The sequence below is a fragment of the Vibrio sp. Isolate34 genome (genome assembly GCF_022397915.1).
Classification (GTDB): domain Bacteria; phylum Pseudomonadota; class Gammaproteobacteria; order Enterobacterales; family Vibrionaceae; genus Vibrio.
Genome location: NZ_JAKEUO010000005.1, coordinates 136,322 through 162,869, shown reverse-complemented (window position 1 = coordinate 162,869; position 26,548 = coordinate 136,322). Strand labels below are relative to the sequence as shown.

Here is a 26,548-nt window from a genome sequence, read left to right as displayed (position 1 = left end):
ACAATATCCAGTAACAAAAGTATTTTTAAATTCTCATAGGTTGCTCGCAATAATGCTCACTATTGATAGCAACACCATATGTAATGCAGGAATAGACGTGACGCTTATAAAGCAAACATAACACGCTCTTGTATTTCATTGCTCTACGCTTGCTAACACAAGTTTCAATAAAAGAGACGTTTCAAGCAAAGAACAAGCTCGACTAAAAATGTTTCATAAAAAGTGAAACGAACAAATACAAATTTTACACAGAGTTCGTACATCGAACCGTCTTCACAGGAAGTTACTATGCTGTCTATTTTTGACATTTACAAAATCGGGGTCGGGCCTTCCAGCTCCCATACCAACGGGCCAATGATCGCTGGGTTCAACTTTACCCAAAAGATTGAATCTGTACTTGGTCAAGTTACCCGTATTCAAATTGACTTATACGGCTCATTGTCACTAACAGGCATTGGTCACCACACCGACCGTGCGACCCTGTTAGGCCTGCTTGGCAACCGCCCTGATACGATCAAAATAACCAGCGCTAATGCGGCCATGCGTAAAGCGATTGAAGAGAAATCTTTAATGGTGAGTGGCAACCATGAAATTCATTTCGATGTAGAGAGTGACCTGCTCTTCCACAAAACCAACCTACCCCTTCATGAGAACGGTATGACTATCTCTGCCTTTGATGCAAATGGCAGCCTTCTGGATATGGAAACCTACTATTCGATTGGTGGTGGCTTTATCGCAACCGCTGATGAGCTTCAAAACGGCAAGCAAGAGTCAGAAACACAAGTTGAATTCCCCTTCTCTTCTGCCGATCAATTGCTTGAACTGTCCGACCAAAATGGACTGAGCCTTGGTGGTTTAGTCCTACGCAACGAAGTGTCATTCCAAGGCATGGATGTGATCGACCAGAAAGCTAACCAAATTTGGAAGGTGATGTCTCTGTGTATGCAACGTGGTTTTGACACCGAAGGTATCCTTGATGGTGGCCTAGAAGTCACACGTCGTGCGCCTGCGCTTTTGAAAAAGCTCGAAGCAAATGCCTCTATTGAAAACGATCCAATGGAGATCATGGATTGGATTAACCTGTTTGCCTTTGCTGTGAGTGAAGAGAATGCAGCGGGTGGCCAAGTTGTGACATCACCAACCAACGGTGCTGCTGGTGTTATTCCTGCAGTATTGATGTACTACCATCGTTTCATCAAAGAACTGGACACTAAACAGCTCAAAGACTTCTTAGCGGTGTCTGGTGCTATCGGCATCCTGTACAAAACCAATGCTTCTATTTCTGGCGCTGAAGTGGGTTGTCAAGGTGAGGTTGGCGTGTCTTCCTCAATGGCTGCGGCAGGCTTAACTGCCCTACGCGGCGGCAGTAACGAGCAGATCTGTATTGCTGCTGAGATTGCAATGGAGCACTCTCTGGGCATGACATGCGACCCAATCGGTGGGCTAGTACAGGTACCGTGTATTGAACGTAATGCTATGGGTGCGATGAAAGCCATCAACGCATCACGTATGGCATTGAAGCGCACCAGCAAGTGTCTTATCTCGTTAGACAAGGTTATTGAAACCATGTACCAAACAGGTAAAGACATGAACAAGAAATACCGTGAAACGTCTCTAGGCGGCTTGGCGGTGATTCACATGGCACCACCGTGTGAATAACAGACAAAAACACGAGTTCAGAAAGCCCTTGTAGAGACAGCATTCTTGTAAACTTAGTTTTCAATATCAAAACAAAGCCAGCCGCCAAGCTGGCTTTTTTACTAACGAGAACTCAGCCGCCAATTGAAAGTGATACTCACTTAAAAACATTTATTCGATGACTCCTACTAACTTTCCCGTTATTGGTTCGTCACTTAACTACAAACAAATTTGGCTAAATTTCACACCACCATGCATCTACTAGCAACATTTAATAGTGCAAATTTCACTCGTGTTAAATTTTCATGGACTCATAATAAGATGAATATCGAGTAAAGTTCTGCTTGGGAGAGATCTTTCAGCTTATATATTACTAGTAATGATAGTACAATAGAGCAATAGCACTACATGTTTACAAAATGCGAGAATAAAATAATGTGGAATAGATTAAATAAATCAATGATGTTCTGCCAAATGATGTTTGGACTTTCGTTCTATGGCGTCATGGTGATCTTGACTCGTTTCTTCCTTGAAGATCTGAACTACAATGAAGCCGACACCATGATGGTCGTTGGTGCTTTCTCTGCAATCGGACCACTGTTTGCTATCGCAGGTGGCTTCATCGCCGACAAATTTTTAGGTGCTTACCGTTCTTTAACCATTGCTTTTTTAGGCTTCGCAAGTGGTTATGCTTTACTGGTAATCGGTGCAGCAGCGACCAATGTGCCGATGGCATTATGTGGTATCGCTTTAGCAAGTTATGCACGTGGTTTAATGTCGCCTTCTTACCCAAGTCTTTACAAACGCACGTTCAAAACTCAAGAAGATTTTGAAAACTGCTACCCTATCAACTACTCGGTAAACAACATTGGTGCGTTGCTAGGCCAATACTTATTCCCAATGCTAGTGCTTATTGTTGGTTTCCAAGGTGGTTTCCTTCTTTCAGCGATTTTAGCAGGTGCTGCGCTGCTTATGATGCTCTTTGTTCGCAAAGGCCTTGTCGAAGCAAGCGCAGAGATCGATCAACAACCTGTAAGTACTAAAAACTGGGCTGCTTTCCTAGGCTTATCTGCAGCAATGATCGGCTTAGTATTTTTCATGTTCTCTAACATGGATATCGGCCAAAACATCGTTTACGCGATCGGTGCTGCAGCCATTATCTACTTTGTCTCTTTGATGGTGAAATCGAAGAAGTCAGACATGCTGAAAATGGGCACGATCTTAATCATCACCTTCCTAACCACCTGTTTCTTCGTGTACTACGGTCAGATGATGACGTCGATGACAATGGTAGCGATCAACACAATGCGTGGTGACCTATTTGGTTTCATCCCTATTGCACCAGAAGCGTCAATGGCAATGAACCCACTATGGTGCATGGTTGCAGGCCCTATCATTGCGGGCATCTTTTCTAACCTAGAAAAGAAAAACATTAATTTCTCTACAGCAACGAAGGTGGGTTTCTCATTCATTCTAACGGCTATCGCTTTCGGTATCCTGACAATGGCAGTCACTACGGTTGGTGAGGATTCTGTCATTCGCCCAGAAGTGTTCCTAGCAATTCACTTTTTCCTAGCATTTGGTGAAGTAATTGTAGGTTCAATGGTTGTTGCCTTCATACTATCTGTTGCACCAAAGCGCATCGAGAACTTCTCAGTAAGTATGTTCTATGTTGCAATGGCATTGTCAGGCATTGTTGGTGCGGTATTCTCAACGTCAATTGCACTTGAGAAAGGTCAAGAGATCACACAAGAGATCGTTCAAACGGTTTATGGCGATTACTTCCAAATGCTGACGGTTCTAGCAGTAGTGATGGTCGGTATCGCAATGGCAGCATCATTCATTATTCGCAAAATGCTAGAAACAGCAAAAGCCGCTGATGAAACGGTTGAACTAAAGCAAGCTAACAGCTAATTACTCTCACGTTCAACCGCGCTAACACATCAAGCCCTTTAGTTTTCTAAAGGGCTTTTTGTCTATGAGTTTACCAACACAGATCGATGAATTCTGGTTAGATTGCACTTACTGTAAATTACAGTAAATGATAATTATTAGTATTGAGTGTTTTCTGGTTCAGGATTATGATGTCGGAATCAAAATCTAAGAGAGCCTTATATGAGCAAGCCTAGCCCTATCACATTAACCGTTACTCAAACCTCAACCATTACTCCAAACATGCAGCGTATAACACTGAGCGGTGAGGGATTAAGTAAATACCCAACAGAATGTGCCGGCGGCTACATCAAGCTTTTATTCTCGCCACTAGGCACCACTGATTTGAGCCAATTGAATGAAGGTGAGCGTCCAACCATGCGTACCTACACCATTCGTCAGTACAACCCAGTAGAGCAATTCATCGAAGTCGATTTCGTTCGTCACATCACTAAAGATTTGCAGTGTGGTTTTGCTGCAAGATGGGCAATGAGCGCGAAAGTGGGTGATACTATTTCAGTAGCTGGCCCAGGTTTAATTCAAGGACTGAACCTCGAGTCTGATTGGTTCTTCTTAGTCGCAGACATGACTTCACTGCCTGCGCTTTCCGCAAAAGTAAAGTCACTGCCAGAGAACGCGACAGGCCACGCTGTGGTTCAAATCAACTCAGCAGCAGACAAGCAAACACTTGAAGCCCCTGAAGGCATCAAAATCACTTGGTTGATTGAAGATGAAACTGAAGAAACACTATCACAAACCGTTCGCAGCATTGAATGGTTAGGCGGTCAGGTTTCAGTATGGACCGCGTGTGAGTTTGAAAGCATGCGCAAGCTAAGACAATACTTCCGCAACGAAAAAGAAGTAGAAAAAGAGAACATCTACATCAGCAGTTACTGGAAACGTGGCGTCACTGAAGATGGCCATAAAGTGCTAAAGCAACAAGATGCTCAAACTTTAGCGAGCTAAAGATCTTTACTACAAGCACTTAAGCTAGAAGCACAAAAACAAATTGAAAAAGCCCTTAACGACATCACTACCGTTAAGGGCGTTTTAGTTTGAATCCAATAAAGGGCAAGACCGGACTGAAGATTAGATACTCTCGCCCACTTCAATCTCATAACCAAGATCTAACTTCGCAATCCATTCTTGATTGCCTTTTAAACGCGCCACAACTTGTTCTGCGGCTACTTTACCGATCTGCTCCCTCGGTGTAACCACAGTGGCCAAACGAGGTGTCATCGCCACTGTGATGTCGTGTCCGTGGAAGCCCGCAATCGCCATCTGCTCTGGTACTTGAATACCACGACGTACACATTCGTAGAAGGCACCAATCGCTAAGTCATCGTTCGTACAGAAAATGCCATTCACCTGTGGGTGTTTCTCTATCAATTCTCCGATAAGCTTTGCACCTAAAGTGAACGAAGAAGCATCTTCCGTTTGCAGTGTTACAGGCGGTTTGTTGGCTTCTTGCATTGCATGTTCATAGCCCGCCATTTTCAAGCGAGTACGCTCATCCATACGAGCCGCTAAATAAGCAATATTAGTGCGCCCTCGTTCGAGCATGGTTTTGGTCATTGCCCTAGCCGCTTCGAAGTTATCAAAGCCGACAGCTTGTTCAATCCTTGGCGATACCGAGTCCATAATCTCAATCACAGGAATCGACGCGGTCTGTAGCATCTTACGCGCTCTATCGGTATGCACATTCTCAGATAGAATAATCGCATCCACATTGTATGAGAGCAGCGAAGCAATACTCTGTTCTTCCAGTTCTGCGCTATAGCCGTAGTGGGCAATCATGGTTTGATAGCCGGCTGGTGCGGTGACTTGCTCGATACCACGAATAACTTCAGCAAAAACTTGGTTGGTTAGCGAGGGAACCAGCACACCTATCGCGTTGCTCTTTGCATTGGAAAGAATGTCTGGAGCACGGTTGGGGATATAGCCCAGTTCATCGACTGCGGCGTTGATCTTGTCTCGTAGCGCTTCTGATACTTGAGAAGGATCTCTCAGACAGCGACTTACGGTCATCTTGGTGACACCAACTAAGTTGGCAACATCTTGTAATGTAGGACGTTTTTTCTTATTCGACATAATTAATAATTATTATTTTTGAGTTATGTTACTGGTAACAGTGTATCCAACTGACTTGGAATTTGAAGCCTAATTTACTAAAAGGTTGATATAGCATCACAATTACAAACGCCCTCATAGCGAGGGCGTTAGACATTGTTTAAGTGTTAACTTTAACTTCCGTTCTTGGAGACTGACTCCAAGTCACGTGAAACTTTTCAGCCTCATCTCTATCGACTCGCGAATAAGTGTGAGAACCGAAGTAATCCCGTTGTGCCTGCAGTAAATTGGCTGGCAACACTTCACAGCGCAAAGAATCAAAGTAACTTAATGCAGAGCTGATCCCCGGCATCGGCACACCATATAAAGCGGAATTAGCCACGGCTATACGCCAAGCCAACTCACGTTCTTCCACTTGCTTAATGAAAGCCTCATCAAACAACAGGTTCGATAGCTCACTATTCTGTTGGTAAGCCGACGTGATACTTTGCAAGAAAGCAGCACGGATAATACAACCTGCTCGCCAGATCTTAGCGATTTGGGTGAAGTCTAGGTTCCAGCCTTCTTTGTCTGACGCTGTTTTCAACAAGTCAAAGCCTTGAGCATAGACAGACAGCTTCGCACAGTAGAGAGCGTCATGAAGCTCAGAGACAACCTCCGCTTTGTCCAACTGGCTGGCATCCGCAATATTGCCTTTTAGAAGCTGACTCCCTTGAATACGTTGTGATTTTTGACCACTCATCGCACGAGCATAGACCGCCTGTGCAATAGTTGGCGTTGGACAACCCTCTTGTAGACTATTCACCGCAGTCCACAATCCAGTCCCTTTCTGCCCGGCTTTATCTAGCACAACATCAACAAATGGCTTCCCAGTCACAATATCGTCTTGCTGAAGAATATCGGCGCTGATTTCCATTAGGTAACTATTAAGAACACCGTTATTCCATTGTTCAAAGACTTGACCGATCTCTTGAGCTGGCATTTCCAGCACATCACGCATGAAATGATACACTTCGCAGATGAGCTGCATATCGGCGTATTCAATACCGTTGTGCACCATCTTAACGTAATGACCTGTGCCAGAAGGGCCAACATACGCAGCGCACGCCTCACCCGCTTCAAATTGAGCTACAGGTAAACCGTTCGCATCCACTTTTGCAGCAATCGCTTCCCACATTGGCTTCACATATTGCCAAGCAGACTGGTCACCACTCGCCATCAGCGCAGGGCCAACACGCGCCCCCTCTTCACCACCAGACACAGCGGTGCTGAAAAAACGAAGCTTACCTTTGTAATTCTGTTCACGCGTTTCGGTATCTGTCCATAAGCTGTTACCCGTATCGATAACAATATCGTCGCTCTCCAAACCTGCGTCGAGCAAATTATTCACGACGATATCGACTGGTTTTCCTGCAGGAACCGATAACGCGATAACACGAGGTTTTGCTAAGCCCTGTAATACATGTTCAAGGCTAGTTCCTTTAGTGAACTGACCTTTGCCGTCAAAGGACTCATTAAGCTGCTTCGCTTCTGAATTAGCACGTTGAATGTTGTCAGCGTTTAAATCAAAACCCGCAACGTTGAATCCATTGTCGAGTAGGTTCAGCGCTAAGCTTTTGCCCATCACACCTAAACCAATCATCGCGATGTCATTTTTTAGCTGAGTCATGGTTTAGCCTATCTGCTTAATTTGTTTAAGTGCACTTTCTACGACTTGCTCAACATCTTGCGAGATATCGACAAATAACGCTTCATCTAATTCAGGTTCAACCAAGGTTTCAAACTGGCTTTTCAACATCTCTTGACCATTAAAATAATGATTTTCACGCGCTTTGTGACGATTCCAAATCGTATCAAAACTGCCTTGTAGATATACAATCACCAAGTCTTCGTTGTTGTTGCGCAGAATATCGCGGTATTGCGGCTTTAGAGCCGAGCAAGCGATCACAGCGCTTGGTTGTTCGATATATTGCTTGTTCAGTGTTTCCAGCCATCCTTGACGATCTTCGTCTGTCAGTGGAATACCTTGACGCATCTTTTCTACATTGCTTTGCGGATGGAAGTCATCTCCATCAAAAAACTGGAGCGTTAATGCTTCTGCGATACGGCTACCAATCAGGCTTTTTCCGCATCCAGATACGCCCATCACGAGTATTTTTTTGCTTTTCATAAGGCAAGCCTTCCCTAAGCCCCAACCAAAACTGGGGCTGACAATCGAATCTAATAGTTAAACTTGTGTTGTTGCGGTTCGGTTCCTGACGCTAAATCCGGTCAGGAACCTTTGCTGTTATTGCCACCAAAGCGCGAGTTGCGGGAAGACGATAACTAAGCCTAAAACTAGGACTTGAAGTGCAATGAACGGCAGCAGTGACGTGAAAATCTCACCCAAGCTGATGTCTTTTGGCGCTACCGATTTCAGATAGAAAGCTGCTGGGCCAAATGGTGGTGACAAGAAAGACACCTGCATGTTTAGACAGAACACAACACCAAACCAAACTGGGTCGAAGCCAAGGCCAGTAATGATTGGAACGAAGATGGGCATTGTTAAAAGTGCTACACCGACCCAATCAAGGAACATACCAAGTACCAACAAGATAGCCATCATGATTAACAGCGTTACTGTCGCGTTGCCGCCACTTAGCGCAAGGATGGTTTCTTCAACAAAATCAATACCGCCCATCAAGTTGTAGATACCAACCAGAGCACTTGCCCCGATACCAATCCACATGATCATGCCGCAGGTACGCATCGTTGCGATGGCACTCTCTTTGAGCATGTTGTAGTTCAGCTCACCACGGATTAGTGCGCTGATCATGATACCAACCACACCCAAAGCTGAAGCTTCGGTTACTGAAGCGATACCCGTGTAGATGCTGCCTAGAACGGTTGCTACTGAAAGCAGCGGGAAGAACAGAGCCTTGAAGTAGCTAGGTTGATTAGCGATGTCTTCCTCTGTCTCATCATCACTCGGAATAGGCGCAAGAGACGGATTTAGCTTACAACGAATCAATACGTAGCCGATGTAACAGCCCGCAAGGATAAACGCAGGCAAGAAAGACGCTTTGAACAGGTCACCAATTGATACACTGGCTGTCATGCCGTAAATGATAAGTACGATACTTGGCGGAAGCATGGTGCCTAGCGCGCCACCCGCACAGGTTGTACCGATAGCGAGTTTACGGTCATAACCTAAGCGAAGCATTTGAGGCAGAGCAAGAATACCAAGTAGTACGGTTTCACCACCGATAACACCCGACATTGAGGCCAACAACACGGCTACCAATAAGGTTTGTACCGCAACACCGCCGCGAACCTTACGGCCAACCGATTTCATGGCATCAAACAGGTCTCGTGCGATACCCGAACGATCTAAGAGGGCTGCCATCAATACGAACATTGGGACGGCGAGGAATACATAACCTGAAGCAAAGCTGTAAGTTCGGCTAGCTATCAAAGGCAAAGCATCAGGGCCAAACCAGCACAGGGTGAAGAAAATCGCCACGAAGCCTGTTACGAAGGCCAGCTGCATACCTGTAAGTAGCAAGCCAATCATCATAACTAGCATGAGCAAACTGCCCCATGCGATACCGATAGAAGATAAATCAAACATCGTCATTCTTCCTTAGACCCATCAACTCTTGGATTAGGTGCAATACAAACTGGACAACAAGAACACATAAAACGACAAAGATCAGACCTTTAAGCAGCGCAGGATAAGGCGCATTCAATACAGAGCCTGATGTCTCAAGGCGAAATTCACCCCAAGGTGCAAACCACGCTTCTTCTGCAGTGAAGTAAGCTGCGTAAGCGAGCATGCCCGCAAAGGCTAAACCAACAATGTGGTGAACAAGATTAAGATATTTACGTGTTTGTTTAGATACTGAATCGTAAATAAGAACAACACGTACATGCTTATCAGCCGCGAAAGCATAGATGCCGCCGATAATGAATAATGAACCACCGATAAATGAAGCCGTCTCGTGCACCCATGTGGTTGGGGCGTCAAATGCATAGCGCATTACAACTTCGTAGAATGAAATCAATACAGTGAAGATAAACAACCAGCTAACTAAGTTGCTGAATTTTATGATAAGACGATCAAGCCCGTTTCTTGGCTTTTCATCGTTTTCAGCTGGTGCGTGAGGGATTTTGTCTGTCATGGGCCAAATTTCCTGGGAGAAAACGGGAGAGCAATGCCCTCCCCCATCAATAAGCTAAGTTTGAATTACAGTAAGCCGTTTTCTTCTAGGAACACGGTAACTGAGGTGTAAACTTTCTGTGCGTTATCAGAGCGCTCTGCAAATACTTTCCATTGACCTTTTGCGATCTCACGGAACTTCTTACGCTCTTCTTGAGACCAGTCATGAATCGTGATTTCTGGGTTTGCTTGTGCTTCTTTAACTGCTGCTTGGTCAGCCATTTTTAGCTGAGTCGTCATGTCGTAAGAGAAGTCTCGCACAGATGTTTGTAAGATTGTTTGTAGGTCAGCAGGCATCTTGTCCCATTTCTTCTGAGAAACAGAGATATCGATAAGTGGCAACGAGTGGAAACCCGGTTGAACTGGGTGTGTCGCAATATCGTTCATGCCCGCTTTTTGGTTTGTAGAGAATACTGTGTAGTCCGCAGCATCAATTACGCCCTTGCTTAGACCGGTAAATACTTCAGAACCCGGAAGGTTTACAGGAGTCGCACCCGCTGCTGCGAACACTTGTTGTACTAGGCCTTCAGGCGCACGCAATTTAAGACCTTTAAGATCCGCGACACCGTCAATTGGCTTTTTAGAGATGAAAGATTCAACACCTGTTGTTGAAGCACCAACGAACTGAACGCCATAAGGCTTGTAAAGCTCAGTCATTAGCTCGTTACCGCCACCGTAGTTCATGTACTGAAGCAGTTGTGTTGTGTCTGACCATGCACCAACCATGTTACCGATAAGACCAAATGCTGGATCTTTACCAGAGAAGTAACCTGTTGCTGTGATATGACCATCAAGGATGCCCATCTTGATCGCGCCCAGCGTTTCAGTGTGTTTAACCACAGCGCCTACAGGCAGAAGGTCGATGTCGATACGTCCGTTAGACATCGTCTCTACACGCTCAGCCCACTTCTGCTGAACCTTGAAGTTCAAATCACCAGATGGATCTGAAGATTGAATCTTAAGTTTAAAGTCTGCAGCCATTGCTGAAGTAGCAAATAGACCAGTGAGGGAAGCAGCAATCAGCGTTTTAGTCAGAGCTTTCATTTGGGTATCCTTATGAGTTTCACAGAGTCCGGTTTGTTGTTATATGTTACCGGTAACGTTGGGGGTAAATGTTACCGGTAACTTTACAGCCTTGTCTATGAGAAGGATCACATCTTTAACATTAGTAAAACGTTTGCTATCAATAAGAGAAATGTGACTAAAAAGTCACATTATAGATTGGAGGTGTGAATTAATTTCTTTTCAAGTCAGTGTGATAACTAAACCGGTAATGATAAAAACAACGCCTAGACCACGAGTCATGTACCACTTTTCCTTTAAAAAGTAGATCCCCATCACTACGCCGAAGATGATACTGACTTGCCTAAGTGCCACAACCAGGCTGACGTTCTCTGTCATCGTCATCGCAAATAACACCAAGCCATAAGTCGATGCCATCATAATGCCTGCAACCGTGGCTTTCTTACGCAGTATCCATGCGTTGGTAAACTCGACTCTTTGGTTGGTCACCAACAACCAAATACTCAGCGGAATCACGATCGCCCAAAATTGAATGCCTAGGTAGAAAATCGCCGTGTGTTTATTGGTAATAGTAGGCGTGCTTAATGGCTCCAATAATAGAAGCGCTTCTTTATCAATAATGGAGTAACCCGTGGTGCCTATCGCCGCTATTAATGCCCACAATACGCCAAGGTTCAGGTAGGCCTTGAGCCTCAGCTCAGAGAATTGTTTAAGCGGCACAAACAAACAGCCTAATGTGATCAGTGCAAAGCCAATCCATTGATTCAATGACAACTCATAGCCAATCAACACTGTACCCAAACCAACCATTAACACAGGCAGCGCTCGTGCCATTGGGTAGATAACACCAATATCTGCCTGTTTATAGGCGATGCCTAAGCCGATTAAATAGATGATTTGGCAAATGCCACTTAAGAAGAGCAACTGCCAGAATGGAATCGTGATGTTTGCAAAGCCGACGCTGTAGACATACCAAATCAAATAGGGAGTCAGAATCGCGGCAGCGGCAAAGTCAGACGCTAAGAAAAAAGATGAGCCAGAGCCTTGATTTGATTTACCGAGGACATTCCAACCCGCATGCAGCAGAGCCGAAATAATCACGATGACAATGGCAGAAAATTCCATTTCATTCCTAACTTATTGACTGATAAAAGCAGTCGCTGAAAACAGAGGATAAAAAAGGCCTCCAGATAAGAGACCTTTGATCATTCCAGTAGGGTAAATCCCTAACCTGAGGTGTGCCAGCGTTCTAACGTACGACTAACGCTCTAACTGCGCTATCGACTCAATACTGATCGCGTCATGACGCCAATACTCAATATCACAGTCAATCAAATCGCCGTTTTGATTGTAGTTAACACGCTCGACAACCATTGCAGGAGAACCCGAAGTCGCACGCAATGCTTGCGCAGTTTCACCCAGTAAAGACGTTGTGCTTACACGATAACGGATTTTCTGATACACCACGCCAAAGTGCTCACGGTAGATGTCGGTCAGTGATTTAGACAGGTCATAATCGAGCAAGTTAGGAAACAGCTCTGGTCGAATATAGTTCGTCACATACACAACAGGCCTGTCTTCAAGGTAGCGAACTCTATCGACTCGATAAACATCGGAGAACGGTTGCAACTCAAGAAGCTTAGTCGCCTCCTTAGTTGCCAACATCCCTTTCGCTGCCACTAACTCGGTTTTCGGCTTTCGATTCTGCGCCAGAGCCATATTAGTGAAGTTAAGTGTTTGTGTTGGATCGTAACGAAGCGGCGATGGTGAGATAAACCAACCACGGCGATCTTCTCGATAAATACGCCCTTCCGCTTCAAGTGAAGACAAAGCTTCACGTAATGTAACGCGTGTCGTATCAAACGATTCAGCCAGCTTACGTTCTGCAGGCAGCTTCTGTCGTGGCGTTAGCATCCCCGACTCTATCTGCTCTACGATGACATCTTTGATTTTTACGTACTGCACTTAATTTCCTTTCATTCTTGTTCTTGTCGTCAGCCACTCCTTGGCCAACTGCAATATAAATGGTTCGCTAGCGCTTGCGCCAAGCTTGGGTGCGCTTCTCAAATAACTTATTGATTAACATATGAATCAACTTCGCACTCGCTGCAGATATCATGATCATTACCGCCATGGCTGCTGCTGCACCGGTTTGCCCCGCATCGTCCATATTCAGTACTGAAACTGACGCAGGTATCGTATCGGTAGAATACAAGAATACTACCGCAGATGTCGTGGTAAGTGCATTAATAAACAGGTATGTCGCAATATCTAAAATCGCAGGCAGACAAACAGGTACCGTCACTTTAAAGAACAACTTGTATTGCGGTAAGTTAACCGAGGCAGCCGTAGCTTCAATTTCCGAAGGTAACTGCTTCAGCGCAGTTAATGCCGTCATGTGCCCAACCGTGTAGTAGTGAACCACGGTATTGATAACCAAGAACGCCATTGTGCCATACAAGAAATTGAGTGGATTACTCAAGTCATTGAAGTAGAAGATATACCCCAAACCCAACACCATACCCGGAACCGCCATTGGCACAACACTGAGCATTTGCATCGCCTGACGAACAGGACCAAATGCTCTGCCCTTCTCAATGCAGTACGCACCTAAGAAAATCAACACGGTACCGATAATGGCAGTCCATGTGCCAAGCGTCAGAGAGTTGAAGAACGGAGTCCAACCATAGGTACTCATTTCTGCGAAGTTGTAGTTATTTAAGGTGAGTGCTTTATTCCAAGGCCAGAAGGTCACCATAGAACCGTATATCGCCATGCCCAACACGATAACGACAGCAGCAGAGATAATCGTGCAATAAAGGAAACACAAGCCGTCACGCACGGTATTTGGCTCTGGTTGGTACGCAACAGAACGAGTATCAAACAAGCTCTTCTGTTTCTTTTGCACCCAGCGGTCCACTGTAAACGCAAGTAGCGCAGGCAATAACAACAAGATACTGGTTACAGCACCCATCGAGAAGTTTTGTTGACCAACCACCTGTTTAAAGATGTCCGTCGATAGAACGTTGTAACTACCGCCAATGACCTTTGGTACACCAAAGTCACAAACCACCAGCGTAAACACAACGATCAAAGTGCTGATTAAGCCATATTTAGCTGCAGGTAAGGTCACCATGAAGAAGGTTTTAAGCGATGAAGTATTTAGAGCGCGCGCTGCCTCGTAAAGACGAGCATCGGACGTTCTAAGTGAAGTGGTTAGAATCATCAAGGCATGCGGAAAAGTCCAAAATATCAAGCCGAGTGAGATACCAATCAAGCCGTATACCGAGTTGCCCCCTAACACTTCTTTGGCGATACCTTGGTTACCAAATAGGAAGATCAAACTGATTGCAGGAAGTAATGACGGAGCAAGAATTGGCGCAGAACCTAGAACCTGAAATAGCCCCTTAAAAGGCATGCAAGAACGAGTCAAAGCATAGGCATAACCAAACGCTAAAACACCAACGACAGCTGTTACCAACAAGCCCAACGTAAAGGTGTTACCAACGGATTGCCACAGGCTTTGAGAAGCAAAATACGTCGCGAAATTCTGTAAACCGACAAATTCGCCATCTGCGTTTTGAACACTCTTTTTCAACATTGCCCACAGTGGCATCAGAATAAACAGTGTCATGACTACAGACAAAAATGCCAGTAGCCCAAATAGGATAACGTTGTCTTTACTCAACCGAGCAAGAAAAGGTTGTACTCGTCGTTGAAATAGCAGCTTAGATTGCATCATTTGAGTCGATTCCATGATTGATTACGCCGCCTCGTCTTTCATCACTTGTAAGCTTTTCGATGGGTAAGCTCTCAGGCCTTCTTGATCGAATGCCACGTAACGAATATCACTGCGGCGCAGCTTCAATCGGTTGAACTCTTTAACAGGCACATCAACGATGATCTCTTTCGCGGTCGAGTCGTGTTGCAACTCACACTCCACGCGATAAAACGCCCCTAGAAATTCACTTGATACGATTCGAACAGGTAAAGATTCATTAAAACGATCAACAAACTGAATTTGCTCTGGACGAACCGCGATATCAAACACATCACCCTGCTTTGGTGTCAGGTTGTCTAACCCAGGCAGTGGCAACATAGACTCAGCGATACGCATTTTTCCCTGAGCTGCTACAGACGCTTGAATAAAGTTCATACTGCCCACAAACTCCGCCACAAAACGGCTTACAGGTTTTTGGTAGATCTCTTGCGGAGCTCCGACTTGCTCGATAACTCCATGATTCATCACCACAATGCGGTCCGCCATCGTCAAAGCTTCATCTTGATCGTGCGTCACCATAATTGTGGTGATACCCAATTTGCGCTGCAGTTGACAAATCTCGTCGCGCAGGTGTGTCCTTACCTTCGCATCCAATGCAGACAGCGGTTCATCAAGGAGCAGCAAGCCCGGAGACAAAGCCAAAGCGCGAGCCAAAGCCACACGCTGCTGCTGTCCACCAGACAGTTGATTTGGGAATTTCTGACCCGACGTAGGCAGACCGATGGTTTCTAACCAAGATTCAACAGTCTCAAGGGCTTCTTTGGTCGACATACCTTGGTTTTTAAGGCCAATCGCAATGTTTTCTTCCACTGTCAGATTTGGGAACAATGCGTAAGATTGGAACACAATGCCAAAGTCGCGCTTTTCTGGCGGCAAGAAGGTTGTGTCATTACCGTTTTGCTCGATAGAGCCAGAAGTTGGTAAATCTAAACCTGCAATCGCACGTAATAAGGTGGTTTTTCCACAGCCAGACGGGCCAAGGAAACAGACGAACTCGCCTTTTTCAATCGATAAGGAGATGTCTTTTAGCGCTGTAAATTGGCCAAATTGCTTTACAACGTTTTCAATATTCAAATAAGTTTGGTTGCTCATACTACAGCACTCTTTATATGGTATATACCAAATTTAAACTTTGAATATTTCAGTTGAGTGACAAATTTATAGAAGCTAAGTGACAGTTATATTGCAGAAATAAAACTCATTCTAGCGGAGGAAGACGCGAGTTAAACAAGTTATAATATTCAATAACTTACAGTAAACCAATAGTTTCAAAAATAGTATTTGACGATGAAAGCCAATGTACTTTTCACCGCCAAATATCAATGCTTGCTGATGGTTATACCTATCGCTTGTACCAATACTGAAATCAGTAGACCGCACACCATGGAGCAAAGTCCGAACGAGCCGTTAAACGTTCGTGTGGATTAACGAGATGAGGGCGATCGGCCAATTCATATTGAGGCAAGTCGTTGATTGAATCACCATTGTTTTGACGTTGATGAGACGAGGTACTGTGCTGCTCTAGCCACTCTTTCAAACCAACACTCTTGCCGTATGGGTGATTTGGAAGCCCTAGAATTTTGGCAGTGTATTGAGCCGATTCTTCCGTTAGTTCGATGCCGACAACATTCGGAATATTAAGCCTTTTCGCTACGCATGCAGGAATGAATGAGACAATCGCAGAAATGATCACCATCGGCTGCCCTTGTGTTTTGGAAGACCAACTCCCCTGCATCACTTGAGGAAAGATCTTGCTCAGAACTTTGCTATCAATACACTCTTCTAACAAAGCACACACCTCTTGATGTGTCTTTTTCGCTAGAGAGCGTGTAGCAAATTCAAGGTAAGTATCTTCATTAAGAATACCTTGAACGTACAGCGTCATTAGCCGGCGTTCTTCGTTCAGAAAGCTAGGTTCATTCGCTAAGCCTTTCTCAACCAAAAACTCATTCCAAATCATGGCGCTGTTTCCGTCCATGAGTGTTTCATCTAGATCAAATACATACAGCGGGGTCGTCATATCAATTCTCACTTCAAATCAAATTTAACTTCCAACTCAGACTTAGCGGGCGAGAAAAAATCTAAACAACAGATTTACTCTACCTTGTCGGCTTTACCTGCCGCACCAGCCAGCTTTGCCAATTGCTTATCTAGCCACAATGGCGTGTTACCAGAATCTTCCGCGTTCTCTTTTCTTCGCACTGCGTCTCGCACCATCATTGCACCCACCCAACGAGATGGCTCTGGCGGGAAATGTCCAAGCGGCCCCTTGGTTAGTCCACAACAGGTCCAAGCGTTATCGGTTCCGAGTACCATAGATGAGAGAATCTTTCCGCCCATACGAGTTTGAGCAACACCATTACCTGAGTAACCGAGCCCATAATAGATGTTGGTTTGGCCTTTTAGATTACCGAAAAATGGCAATCCTGTTACCGATCGATCTGAGCCACCCGACCAGTTGTAATCGAATTCACTTTGTTCCAGTTTAGGGAACAGTTTTTGGAAGGATTGATTGAGAATCGGTAGATAATTAGTGGTTTGGTTAAACATGCTTTCTACTTGGTTGGCAAACGAGAACTTATTGCCACCTTTACCTAACATGAGTCGTCCGTCTTGGGTGTCTCGGTAATAGTGAACAAAGATACGTGAATCCACTACTGCCGCCCCTTTCTCTGGGCCAAACTGCTTAAGCTTTTCAGGGATAGGCTTAGTGACAACCATGTCTGACGAAACAACCACAATACTGCGTTTAAACTCTTTAAAGTGATCGAGCATCCATGCGTTAAGCGCCAAAATTACTTTGTCGGCAAAGACAGATCCACCTTTGGTTTGGATTCGAGCCGGGGCTCCATAATCAAGCGAAGTCATCTCCGTGTTTTCGTGAATTTCAACCCCTAAATCAATAGCAACTCGACGTAACCCTCTCGCCAGTAATGCTGGCTGCACACTGCCCGCGGCTTCCGAATAATAGCCTTCTATATGACGCTCCGATCCCGCTTTATCAGGCAAAGACTTGTCACACTTCTTCCAACTATTTATTCCTTGCTTGACCAACTCATTCACAACAGGCTGCATTCCACCTTTTTGCGCTTCATTGGTCGCCGTGTAATAAGTGCCACTGCGATAGAGATGCGCGTCGATGTTGTGTTCGTTACAGAAAGCTTCGATCTCGTAAATGACCTTTTCCGATTCTTTAACCAGCCATTTTGCTTGTTCTTTGCCGTATAACTTCTTCAACGTTGGATACTTAGTCGACCACGTCAACATGCAGCCACCGTTCGCGCCAGAAGCGCCGCTGCCACACAAGCCTTTTTCAATCACTACAACGTGTTTTTGAGGCTGTTGCTGTTTGATTAAAATCGCCGCCCATAACCCTGTGTAACCACCGCCAACAATAGCGATGTCGCAGTTAACGTCTTTTTGAAGTGGATTCGCGGATTCTAGACCTGCATTTATACTGCCAAACTCCTGTTCCAATGCTTGTTTGAACCAAAATGAATAGTGCTTTGTCATTTGTCGTACCTTACTTAATACCTAAAGGCGTAAAACTAAAAAAGGAAGACCGAAGCCTTCCTTTACTGATTTCTAACTTCTAATTAACTGACTAGCTCGATAGATTAAGATTTTGGCTCTGATTTAGCGTCAAACTTCTCAGACCATGTTTTCAATACGTCTGCACGCTCGCTGCCCATGCGTGCAAAGTCCATTTTTGCCATGTTCTTTTCGACGTTAGGGAAGTTTTCAATTGTTGCCGTCACATCTTGGTGACCAACAACTGGGTACATTTCGATGTAAAGTTCGCTTGCTGCTTTAGAGATAGACCAATCAACCACGCGTTGCGCTGCATCAGACGGCTTAACAAGACCTACCGCTTCAGATTCCCAACCGATACCTTCAGGCGTAATCACAGAAAGTGGTGCACCTTGAGTTTTTAGCTTAGCGCCACGGCTCGCCATAGAAATACCGATAGCGACTTCACCCATACCCGCTTGAACACATGGCTTAGAACCAGAGTGCGTGTAGTGAGCGATGTTTTGATCTAGCTTCTGCATGTAGTTCCAACCTTGGTCTTCACCCATGTTTTGCAGCCAAGCAGACACTTGCATGTAACCCGTACCAGAAGACGCTGGGTTTGGCATCGCAATATGGCCTTTGTAGATAGGCTTCGTTAGGTCATCCCAAGATTTAGGTGCTGGTAGGTTAAGTTGTTTCGCTACCGCTTCGTTGAAACAAACCGCATTGAAGAATGCATCGTTGCCATACCAAGCTTGAGTAGATTGCGGATCGTTGAGGTTTGAACGCAACGCTTCTACACCTTGAGGAATGTAAGGCTTAAGAATGCCCTCCTCTTTCAGTAAGGCCATTGAAGAACCTGCAAGGCCCCACACGACTTCTGCTCGAGGGTTATTTTTCTCAGCCAATAATTTTGCCGTCATGATCCCGGTTGAATCACGAACCCATTTGATGTTGATGTCTGGGTTTTCACTTTCAAATGCGTTTTTGTATTTCGCTAAAATGTCAGTTTCAAAAGCAGTGTAAACCGTCACTTCCTGTGCTGCATAAGCATTACCCGCTAATAGAGTGACTAATGCTGCAAGTGATCCTTTCATAAAACGGTTTTTCATCATTTTCTCCAGTCAGGCCCGATGCCAAGGTTAGAAGTTAGAAGCTCCATCTAGAGGCTTCTATATCCATAAATTCATTTAGGTTGTTAGCACACACCCTTCACATTGGTATGTACCAGATTTCGAGTATTAAGGTAACTGGCTTTTATGACGATTAAATGAACAAAAAATGGCAGTTTAAAGATCGGGAAATTTCTCAAGACAAGTGACCAATTTTAATATGAAGCTTTTGTGAAAATGATGTTTGGGCTATTTACGACCGTTTAAATTGGTTGTTAAAGTAACCTTAAATACTGGTATAGTCCAAAATAAATATCACGAGAATTGAACATGAGAAACGAATACTTACTACTGACACCGGGTCCTCTATCTACTTCTGAAACCGTTCGCCAAGCGATGCTAAAAGATTGGTGTACTTGGGATGATGAATACAACAAAGACGTTGTTGAAGTAATTCGTAGCAAGTTAGTGACTTTGGCGACTAAGCAAGCGGGATACACAAGCGTATTAATGCAAGGTAGCGGTACAGCTTCAGTTGAAGCTACGATTGGCAGTGTTATCTCTAACAGCGGTAAGCTTTTGGTTGTGGATAACGGTGCGTACGGTGCTCGTATTGCTCAAATCGCAGACTATTTAAACATTCCATGCCATGTCGTTTCCCCGGGTGAAACATCACAGCCTGACTTGAACGAAATGGAAACGGCACTGGCTATGGATTCAGACATTACTCACGTGGCAATTGTGCACTGTGAAACCACGACTGGCATGCTGAATCCAATTGAAGACATTGCCAAATTGGCAAAACAACACAACAAAACCGTTATTCTTGATGCGATGTCGAGCTTCGGCGGCATCCCGATGGATATTGCTGACTTAGGCATCGACTACATGATCAGCTCGGCCAATAAATGTATCCAAGGCGTACCGGGGTTCGGCTTTGTTATTGCAAAGCAATCGGAACTTGAAAAGTGTAAAGGCCAAGCTCGCTCATTAAGCCTTGACCTGTTTGACCAATGGCACTGCATGGAAAGCAACCACGGTAAATGGCGCTTCACCTCTCCGACTCACACAGTACGTGCTTTCTACCAAGCCCTGCTTGAACTGGAACAGGAAGGCGGCATCGAAGCTCGTCATAATCGTTACCAAACCAACCAAACCACATTGGTTACCGGTATGCGCTCTCTTGGTTTTGAACCTCTGCTAAATGATGACCTTCATTCACCGATCATCACCTCTTTCTATTCTCCAACTCATAGCGATTACCAATTCAAGGAGTTCTATGACCGTTTGAAAGAGCAAGGATTTGTGATTTATCCGGGCAAGGTTTCAAACGCAGACTGTTTCCGCATCGGTAACATCGGTGAAGTTTACCCGTCGGACATTGAAGCCCTCATTGGAGCAGTGAAAAACGCTATGTACTGGGACATCAAATAATGACGATGACCAATCAAGAGCCAGTTCTAAAGGCGACACACTTTCGAAGCGAAGGCGATGTGAACACCACACCAGCGCGTGAAAAATGGAATGAGTCGCTAAACGATGATGCGACTCAAGCGATGTTAAAACGTGACTCTAACGTGTTTCTTCATCAAGCGATGTCAACGCCTTGCCTAGATACACTTGAAGCCGCAGAGGGCATCTATATTCAAGATGCGACTGGCAAGAAGTACATGGACTTTCACGGTAACAATGTTCATCAGCTGGGTTATGGCCACCCACACATCATTAATAAAGTGACTCAACAAATGGCGTCATTGCCGTTTTCACCGCGTCGCTTTACCAATGAAACAGCCGTTCAGTGCGCTGAAAAGCTTACGCAGATCTGTGGTGGTGAATTGAAGCGTGTATTGTTTGCTCCAGGTGGTACTTCAGTTATTGGAATGGCACTCAAACTGGCTCGACATGTCACCAATAACTTCAAAGTCGTTTCATTGTGGGATTCCTTCCACGGTGCGTCACTCGATGCGATCTCTGTCGGCGGCGAAGCTTGTTTTCGCGAAGGTATGGGGCCGTTAATGGCTGGCGTAGAACGTATTCCACCAGCGATTTCCTATCGTGGTGCTTTCCCGCTCAATGACTCTTTTTCGCTTCGCGCTAGTTTTCCGTTAAGTGAGTGTAGCTCAAGCGATAACAATGAGACGGCATGCGATGTTCACTACGCCGATTACCTCGAGTATGTGATTGAAAAAGAAGGTGGTATTGGTGCCTTCATTGCCGAAGCGGTTCGTAACACAGACGTTCAAGTGCCAAGTAAAGCTTACTGGAAACGCATCCGTGAGATCTGTGACAAACACAACGTCATGTTGATCATTGATGACATCCCAAATGGCATGGGTCGTAGCGGAGAATGGTTCACACACCAAGCGTTTGATATCGAACCTGACATCCTTTGTATTGGTAAAGGTTTTGGCGGCGGCTTGGTTCCAATTGCAGCCATGGTCACCAAAGACAAATACAACACGGCAGCGCAAGTATCACTTGGACACTACACCCATGAGAAAAGCCCTACTGGCTGCGCGGCGGCACTGGCTACCATGGAAGTGATTGAGCAAGAAAACCTACTTGAAAAAGTGCAAGCGGACAGCGTATTCGTTCGTGAACAACTGCTGCAAATGAAAGAGAAATACCCAGTTATTGGTGACGTTCGCGGTATCGGCCTACTTTGGGGTGTGGAATTGGTTACTGACCATATCACCAAAACCCGAGCGTTCGATGAAGCAGAAGCCGTACTTTACCAATGTCTGAACGATGGCCTGAGCTTCAAGGTGTCACAAGGTAACGTGATTCAATTAAGCCCGCCATTGATCATCAGCCGAAACGAACTAGAAGTCGCTCTGTCTGTCTTCGAAAAAGCGATAGCCAAAGTCTGCATAGATTTTGAATACCTTTAATTCACTCTCTAAATCAACATTTAAACCAATAACCTCAAACAATCATTCGTCCTCCCAATACTTTGCACTGGGAGTGACACAAAAATAGGACACTATTATGAACACAACATCACCTATCCAAGCGGTTATCTTTGACTGGGCTGGCACTATCGTTGATTTTGGGTCGTTTGCTCCAACTAGCATCTTCGTTGAAGCATTCAAACAAGGTTTCGACTTTGACATCGACTTAGCTGAAGCTCGTGAACCTATGGGTATCGGTAAATGGGATCACATCCAAGCGGTGGGTCGAATCCCTGCTGTTGATGTTCGTTGGAATGCCCAGTTCGGACGTTCAATGACCAGTGAAGACGTTGACGCGATATACGCGGCATTCATGCCTCTTCAAAAAGCGAAAGTAGCCGACCACGCTGCGCCGATTTTAAACGCGATTGAAGTGGTGAATAACCTTAAACAGAAGAACGTGAAGATCGGTTCTTGTTCAGGCTACCCACGTGAAGTAATGGATGTGCTAATCCCTGCTGCGGCAGATTATGGCTATCGACCAGACAACGTAGTTGCAACGGATGACTTACCTCAAGGCGGTCGCCCAGCTCCATTCATGGCACTTAAAAACGTCATTGACCTAGGCGTTACGAGCGTTGCTGCTTGTGTGAAAGTGGATGATGCAGCACCGGGTATCGATGAAGGCCACAACGCAGGGATGTGGACGGTTGGCCTTGTTCTATCAGGTAACGAAGCAGGCTTAACGTATCAAGAATACTTAGACGCAGACGAAGCAACACTGGCAACGGCGCGTGAAAAAGCAAGCGTGAAGCTGAACAAATCAAACCCTCACTACCTGATCGATACTATTGCAGACTTACCTAGCGTGATCGCAGATATCGAGAAGCGTTTATTGGCGGGTGAGCGTCCGTAAACAAAGTCGAGCTATTCACGTGATGTAAAACGTGAAAATACCGCTATAGTTTCAATTCAAATCCCTATCTAATCATGTACTCAACCGAGTTAGACATGGTGGATGGGGATTTTGCGTTTATAAGCATGATAAAGCGCAAGTTTTTTACTTATTCCCCTCAAAGTCACTGGCAAATACACGAGGCTAAGCTATAGCTTTAAATATAGGCATTCCAATAAATGATAAAATTAATAATAAAAACCATCTAAATGTATAATATCTAACAATTTCATTGACTCCAATACGCAATCAGATTAACAATATAAGTACTGAGAAAGAAATAGGTTCAGCTGAACCAACACCTTGATTTACTTATTATAAGCAGTGTCGTAACCCAATAAGTGATCATTTTACTGGTAAGTTCAGATAACAATAAGAGTTAATCCAAGGATAAGATTATGAAAAAACTGTCGAAAATCATGTGTGCTGTTGTTGCCGCCTCAGGCCTAGCAGCAGCGCCTTCAATTGCTGCAACCACTTATGTTGGTGCAAAAGTCGGCCTAGGCTGGTTAGACAGCGCGTGTGTAAGCGGTACTAAATGTGATGATGATGCAATTGGTGCTGGTATCTACTCTGGTTATAATTTCACAGAAAGACTTGGCATTGAGTTGAGTTCTGATTTCTTAGGTGATTACAAAACAAGCTTTTCAAAGAACGGCACAACAGCTGCGTTCAGCGATCCACTAATCGCAATCTCACTAACGCCAATGTACCGCCTTCCAGTACAGCAAGAGTTTGACGTATTCTTCAAAGCAGGTCCTGCTTACATCTCGCACGGTGGTGAAGATGACGTTGTACTATCTGCTGGTATCGGTGTAGAGAAGCAACTTTCTTCTGACTGGGCACTACGCGTTGAGTACCAGTACTTTGATGACTTCGATGACAACTACGTTCAAGACCTAAACTCAAACCTACTGTCTGTTGGTGTTAGCTACAATTTCGGTACAGGCAACACAACTGCATCAGCGGCGGCAGCAGCAGCTTCTGCGGCAGCAGTAACACAAGCACCATCTGAGCCAATCACAGAGCCTGCAGTTGTTGTTGAAGAGAAAAGTACTGTTGTTGTGACTAAAGCACAAACAGAGAGCTACTCTAAAGGAATGTTCGCAACAAACAGTACTGAGCTGTCTACAGACGGTAAAATTGCACTACAACCTCTAGTTGAAGTTCTAAAAGCTCACCCTCAATCGACTGTTGTTGTTGTTGGTCACACTGACTCAACAGGCGCTGCTGAATACAACATGATGATCTCTAAGAAACGTGCTGCTGCAGTTGCTGCGCACATCGAAGAGCAAGGTATCGAAGCTGAGCGTATCACTGCTACAGGTGAAGGTGAAGAAAACCCAGTTGCATCAAACGATACAGCTGAAGGTCGAGCACAAAACCGTCGTGTTGAAGCAACGATCCCAAGCTTCGAATACCAAGAAGAAGTACAAGTTGAAGAAGTTATCGTAGAAACTGCTGAATAATAGCATTCTACTTTAACCGAAATAATAAGGGCGAAGCACTTAAAGTGCTTCGCCCTTTTCTTTGTCTGCTGTTGATCTAAGCCAAGCTCGGCAATCAGAAAACTAAACGATTTCCCAGCTGTGAGTCATTTCTACGCCAGCACCTAACATTAGACATACTGAACAGTATTTTTCTAGCGAATCAGCACATACTTTAGCCACCAACTCAGGATCTAGGTTGTCACCAGACACTTCAAAGTGAATGTTAATCACGGTAAAGATTTTTGGTGCTGTTTCACGACGTGTCGTTTCAAGTTTTGCATTACAGCCTGTGATGTTCTGGCCTGCAGATTTCAAACCATCCACTACATCAACAGAGCTACAACCACCAGCGGCCATCAGGACCATTTCCATAGGGCTTGGCGCGGTTGCACCACCACTGCCATCCATTACTACAGAGTGGCCAGATTGAGATTGACCTAGGAATTTAAAACCTTCGACCCATTTAACTTCTGCTTGCATGTTGTTCCTTAGATGTACGATAACCGCCATCACTATCTATTATTGGATATCAATACTGACACCCTACTACTGGCGGCATTTATGAGCAAGATTTTCTCGGCGACATATTTTTTTTGTGAATGATGCAATTTTTTCCATCTAAAACCTGTCTCTATTCGTACATTCAAAATCGAATGAGAAGAACGTCAAGATGAGGTATCTATGAATAAATTATCTAAAATATTGGTATCACTCGTGGTTGCGCTACCACTGATTTCGCTGTTTGTAAGCCAGACTGGCACTGCCAATACAATGGATAAAACGGCTAATTCAGGTAAAAGTGAAATCGCGACACTGGCTGGTGGTTGTTTTTGGTGTACAGAATCCGATCTAGAGAAACTAAAAGGTGTAACCGACGTTATTTCTGGATATTCTGGTGGTGAACTGGAAAACCCAACCTACAAACAGGTCTCTTCAGGCAAGTCGGGTCACATAGAAGTGATCAACGTGACCTATAACCCTGATGTGGTTAGCTATCAACAGGTTCTTGACCAATTCTTCCGACACATCGACCCAACAGATGACAAAGGATCATTCGTAGACAGAGGCCCTCAATATCGTCCTGCTATTTTCTACCATAACCAAGAGCAAAAAGACGTTGCTCAGAACTTCATGATGGAGATCGACAAGGCTCAAATCTTTGGTGCACCACTAAAAACAGAACTGATTGAGTTTGAGAAATTCTGGCCAGCAGAAGACTATCACCAAGATTACTACAAGAAGAGCAAGGTTCGTTATAACTACTATCGCTACGCATCAGGTCGTGACCAGTACTTAGACAAAATCTTCGGCGAGGATAGAAAGGACAACCCACAAACACTCCGCCAGATCATCGATGGTAAGAATGCGACAGCCAATGCTAAAACCTACGTTAAGCCGTCTGATGCAGAGATCAAAGCCAAGTTAACGGCACTTCAATACGATGTAACGCAAGATGACGCGACAGAACGTCCGTTTGATAACAAATACTGGGATAACAAACAGGAAGGTATCTATGTCGACATCGTTACTGGTGAGCCGCTGTTCTCTTCAAAAGACAAATACAAATCAGGTACAGGTTGGCCGAGCTTCACACAGCCAATCAGTGAGGCTTACGTGGTAACTACGACTGACTACAAGTTGCTTTATCCAAGAACCGAGGTCCGTAGTAAATTTGGCGATTCTCACCTAGGTCATGTATTTAAAGATGGCCCTAAACCGACAGGTTTACGTTACTGCATGAACTCAGCCGCAATGCGCTTTATCCCTGCGGATAAATTAGCGGAAGAAGGCTACGAAGAATACGTTGAGATGTTTGAGGGCTAATTAACGACTCAATCCCAACTCGTTAAGTTCATCAACAACATTCTATTCATAAACAACAAAGCCAGCATATCGCTGGCTTTCGTTTCTCTAACGCACTAACAACAAGGGTTAACCCTAACCT

General features: G+C 44.8%; 22 protein-coding genes. 8 read left to right on the top strand and 14 right to left on the bottom strand.

The features are described 5' to 3' along the window. Positions 1-288: 288 nt before the first annotated feature. From L1D22_RS07810 to L1D22_RS07800, 3 genes are all read left to right on the top strand, one after another. Positions 289-1,659: an L-serine ammonia-lyase gene (locus L1D22_RS07810; RefSeq protein WP_239829299.1), complete on the top strand. Its 1,371-nt coding sequence runs from the start codon at positions 289-291 to the stop codon at positions 1,657-1,659. Between the two features lie 414 nt (positions 1,660-2,073). Further along, positions 2,074-3,552 carry a peptide MFS transporter gene (locus L1D22_RS07805; protein WP_239829298.1) on the top strand — a complete coding sequence of 493 codons (1,479 nt, stop codon included), beginning with the start codon at positions 2,074-2,076 and terminating at the stop codon, positions 3,550-3,552. A gap of 201 nt (positions 3,553-3,753) precedes the next feature. Beyond that, positions 3,754-4,536, top strand: coding sequence for a siderophore-interacting protein (locus tag L1D22_RS07800; protein WP_239829297.1), 783 nt, complete (start codon positions 3,754-3,756; stop codon positions 4,534-4,536). Positions 4,537-4,659: 123 nt separating this feature from the next. On the opposite strand, the gene gntR is transcribed toward L1D22_RS07800, so the two are convergent. The 13 genes from gntR to L1D22_RS07735 form a co-directional block, all read right to left on the bottom strand. After that, positions 4,660-5,661, bottom strand: a complete 1,002-nt coding sequence (gene gntR / locus L1D22_RS07795) for a gluconate operon transcriptional repressor GntR (protein WP_239829296.1) — start codon at positions 5,659-5,661, stop codon at positions 4,660-4,662. Between the two features lie 139 nt (positions 5,662-5,800). Then, positions 5,801-7,309 carry an NADP-dependent phosphogluconate dehydrogenase gene (gene gndA, locus L1D22_RS07790; protein WP_239829295.1) on the bottom strand — a complete coding sequence of 503 codons (1,509 nt, stop codon included), beginning with the start codon at positions 7,307-7,309 and terminating at the stop codon, positions 5,801-5,803. Positions 7,310-7,312: 3 nt separating this feature from the next. Then, positions 7,313-7,810 carry a gluconokinase gene (locus tag L1D22_RS07785; protein WP_019820437.1) on the bottom strand — a complete coding sequence of 166 codons (498 nt, stop codon included), beginning with the start codon at positions 7,808-7,810 and terminating at the stop codon, positions 7,313-7,315. A gap of 117 nt (positions 7,811-7,927) precedes the next feature. Further along, positions 7,928-9,250: a TRAP transporter large permease subunit gene (locus tag L1D22_RS07780; protein WP_048663353.1), complete on the bottom strand. Its 1,323-nt coding sequence runs from the start codon at positions 9,248-9,250 to the stop codon at positions 7,928-7,930. Next, positions 9,243-9,800 (bottom strand): TRAP transporter small permease subunit, encoded by a 558-nt coding sequence (locus tag L1D22_RS07775; RefSeq protein WP_239829294.1) that lies wholly within the window; start codon positions 9,798-9,800, stop codon positions 9,243-9,245. Before L1D22_RS07775 ends, L1D22_RS07780 begins: the two co-directional genes overlap by 8 nt. A gap of 65 nt (positions 9,801-9,865) precedes the next feature. Then, on the bottom strand, positions 9,866-10,882 hold the full coding sequence (locus L1D22_RS07770) for a TRAP transporter substrate-binding protein (RefSeq protein WP_019820432.1): 1,017 nt from the start codon (positions 10,880-10,882) through the stop codon (positions 9,866-9,868). Between the two features lie 201 nt (positions 10,883-11,083). Beyond that, positions 11,084-11,986, bottom strand: a complete 903-nt coding sequence (locus tag L1D22_RS07765; RefSeq protein ID WP_239829293.1) for a multidrug transporter — start codon at positions 11,984-11,986, stop codon at positions 11,084-11,086. Between the two features lie 135 nt (positions 11,987-12,121). Beyond that, positions 12,122-12,826 (bottom strand): phosphonate utilization transcriptional regulator PhnR, encoded by a 705-nt coding sequence (gene phnR / locus L1D22_RS07760; protein ID WP_239829292.1) that lies wholly within the window; start codon positions 12,824-12,826, stop codon positions 12,122-12,124. A gap of 67 nt (positions 12,827-12,893) precedes the next feature. Continuing rightward, positions 12,894-14,618 carry a putative 2-aminoethylphosphonate ABC transporter permease subunit gene (locus tag L1D22_RS07755; protein WP_239829291.1) on the bottom strand — a complete coding sequence of 575 codons (1,725 nt, stop codon included), beginning with the start codon at positions 14,616-14,618 and terminating at the stop codon, positions 12,894-12,896. A 6-nt stretch (positions 14,619-14,624) separates the two neighbouring features. Next, positions 14,625-15,734, bottom strand: a complete 1,110-nt coding sequence (locus tag L1D22_RS07750) for a putative 2-aminoethylphosphonate ABC transporter ATP-binding protein (protein WP_239829290.1) — start codon at positions 15,732-15,734, stop codon at positions 14,625-14,627. Positions 15,735-16,008: 274 nt separating this feature from the next. Next, a complete protein-coding gene (locus tag L1D22_RS07745; protein WP_239829289.1) occupies positions 16,009-16,662 on the bottom strand; it encodes an HAD-IB family hydrolase in 654 nt (217 codons plus the stop codon). A 74-nt stretch (positions 16,663-16,736) separates the two neighbouring features. After that, a complete protein-coding gene (locus L1D22_RS07740; protein WP_239829288.1) occupies positions 16,737-18,155 on the bottom strand; it encodes an FAD-dependent oxidoreductase in 1,419 nt (472 codons plus the stop codon). A gap of 104 nt (positions 18,156-18,259) precedes the next feature. After that, entirely contained in the window at positions 18,260-19,270 is a 1,011-nt protein-coding gene (locus L1D22_RS07735) for a putative 2-aminoethylphosphonate ABC transporter substrate-binding protein (RefSeq protein WP_239829287.1), read from the bottom strand. 327 nt (positions 19,271-19,597) lie between these two features. Between L1D22_RS07735 and phnW the strand changes: the two genes are divergently transcribed. From phnW to L1D22_RS07715, 4 genes are all read left to right on the top strand, one after another. Beyond that, a complete protein-coding gene (gene phnW / locus L1D22_RS07730) occupies positions 19,598-20,701 on the top strand; it encodes a 2-aminoethylphosphonate--pyruvate transaminase (RefSeq protein ID WP_239829286.1) in 1,104 nt (367 codons plus the stop codon). Next, positions 20,701-22,158 carry an aspartate aminotransferase family protein gene (locus tag L1D22_RS07725; protein ID WP_239829285.1) on the top strand — a complete coding sequence of 486 codons (1,458 nt, stop codon included), beginning with the start codon at positions 20,701-20,703 and terminating at the stop codon, positions 22,156-22,158. The genes phnW and L1D22_RS07725 overlap by 1 nt, the downstream gene beginning before the upstream one ends. Before the next feature lie 97 nt (positions 22,159-22,255). After that, a complete protein-coding gene (gene phnX, locus L1D22_RS07720) occupies positions 22,256-23,074 on the top strand; it encodes a phosphonoacetaldehyde hydrolase (protein ID WP_239829284.1) in 819 nt (272 codons plus the stop codon). A gap of 437 nt (positions 23,075-23,511) precedes the next feature. After that, entirely contained in the window at positions 23,512-24,582 is a 1,071-nt protein-coding gene (locus L1D22_RS07715) for an OmpA family protein (RefSeq protein WP_239829283.1), read from the top strand. A 102-nt stretch (positions 24,583-24,684) separates the two neighbouring features. Here L1D22_RS07715 and L1D22_RS07710 read toward each other — a convergent pair whose 3' ends face one another. Continuing rightward, positions 24,685-25,083: an OsmC family protein gene (locus tag L1D22_RS07710; protein WP_017068628.1), complete on the bottom strand. Its 399-nt coding sequence runs from the start codon at positions 25,081-25,083 to the stop codon at positions 24,685-24,687. A gap of 201 nt (positions 25,084-25,284) precedes the next feature. Here L1D22_RS07710 and msrB point away from each other — a divergent pair, with 201 nt between their 5' ends. After that, on the top strand, positions 25,285-26,427 hold the full coding sequence (msrB, locus tag L1D22_RS07705) for a peptide-methionine (R)-S-oxide reductase MsrB (RefSeq protein WP_239829282.1): 1,143 nt from the start codon (positions 25,285-25,287) through the stop codon (positions 26,425-26,427). The last annotated feature ends 121 nt before the right edge of the window (positions 26,428-26,548 follow it).

Coding starts and splice junctions, on each gene's coding strand:
- gntR (WP_239829296.1), bottom strand. CDS start 5,661: ATGTCGAATAAGAAAAAACGTCCTACATTACAAGATGTTGCCAACTTA.
- L1D22_RS07810 (WP_239829299.1), top strand. CDS start 289: ATGCTGTCTATTTTTGACATTTACAAAATCGGGGTCGGGCCTTCCAGC.
- phnX (WP_239829284.1), top strand. CDS start 22,256: ATGAACACAACATCACCTATCCAAGCGGTTATCTTTGACTGGGCTGGC.
- phnW (WP_239829286.1), top strand. CDS start 19,598: ATGAGAAACGAATACTTACTACTGACACCGGGTCCTCTATCTACTTCT.
- L1D22_RS07770 (WP_019820432.1), bottom strand. CDS start 10,882: ATGAAAGCTCTGACTAAAACGCTGATTGCTGCTTCCCTCACTGGTCTA.
- L1D22_RS07800 (WP_239829297.1), top strand. CDS start 3,754: ATGAGCAAGCCTAGCCCTATCACATTAACCGTTACTCAAACCTCAACC.
- L1D22_RS07710 (WP_017068628.1), bottom strand. CDS start 25,083: ATGCAAGCAGAAGTTAAATGGGTCGAAGGTTTTAAATTCCTAGGTCAA.
- L1D22_RS07780 (WP_048663353.1), bottom strand. CDS start 9,250: ATGTTTGATTTATCTTCTATCGGTATCGCATGGGGCAGTTTGCTCATG.
- L1D22_RS07805 (WP_239829298.1), top strand. CDS start 2,074: ATGTGGAATAGATTAAATAAATCAATGATGTTCTGCCAAATGATGTTT.
- L1D22_RS07765 (WP_239829293.1), bottom strand. CDS start 11,986: ATGGAATTTTCTGCCATTGTCATCGTGATTATTTCGGCTCTGCTGCAT.
- gndA (WP_239829295.1), bottom strand. CDS start 7,309: ATGACTCAGCTAAAAAATGACATCGCGATGATTGGTTTAGGTGTGATG.
- L1D22_RS07755 (WP_239829291.1), bottom strand. CDS start 14,618: ATGGAATCGACTCAAATGATGCAATCTAAGCTGCTATTTCAACGACGA.
- L1D22_RS07745 (WP_239829289.1), bottom strand. CDS start 16,662: ATGACGACCCCGCTGTATGTATTTGATCTAGATGAAACACTCATGGAC.
- L1D22_RS07735 (WP_239829287.1), bottom strand. CDS start 19,270: ATGATGAAAAACCGTTTTATGAAAGGATCACTTGCAGCATTAGTCACT.
- msrB (WP_239829282.1), top strand. CDS start 25,285: ATGAATAAATTATCTAAAATATTGGTATCACTCGTGGTTGCGCTACCA.
- L1D22_RS07740 (WP_239829288.1), bottom strand. CDS start 18,155: ATGACAAAGCACTATTCATTTTGGTTCAAACAAGCATTGGAACAGGAG.
- L1D22_RS07785 (WP_019820437.1), bottom strand. CDS start 7,810: ATGAAAAGCAAAAAAATACTCGTGATGGGCGTATCTGGATGCGGAAAA.
- L1D22_RS07750 (WP_239829290.1), bottom strand. CDS start 15,734: ATGAGCAACCAAACTTATTTGAATATTGAAAACGTTGTAAAGCAATTT.
- L1D22_RS07775 (WP_239829294.1), bottom strand. CDS start 9,800: ATGACAGACAAAATCCCTCACGCACCAGCTGAAAACGATGAAAAGCCA.
- L1D22_RS07715 (WP_239829283.1), top strand. CDS start 23,512: ATGAAAAAACTGTCGAAAATCATGTGTGCTGTTGTTGCCGCCTCAGGC.
- L1D22_RS07725 (WP_239829285.1), top strand. CDS start 20,701: ATGACGATGACCAATCAAGAGCCAGTTCTAAAGGCGACACACTTTCGA.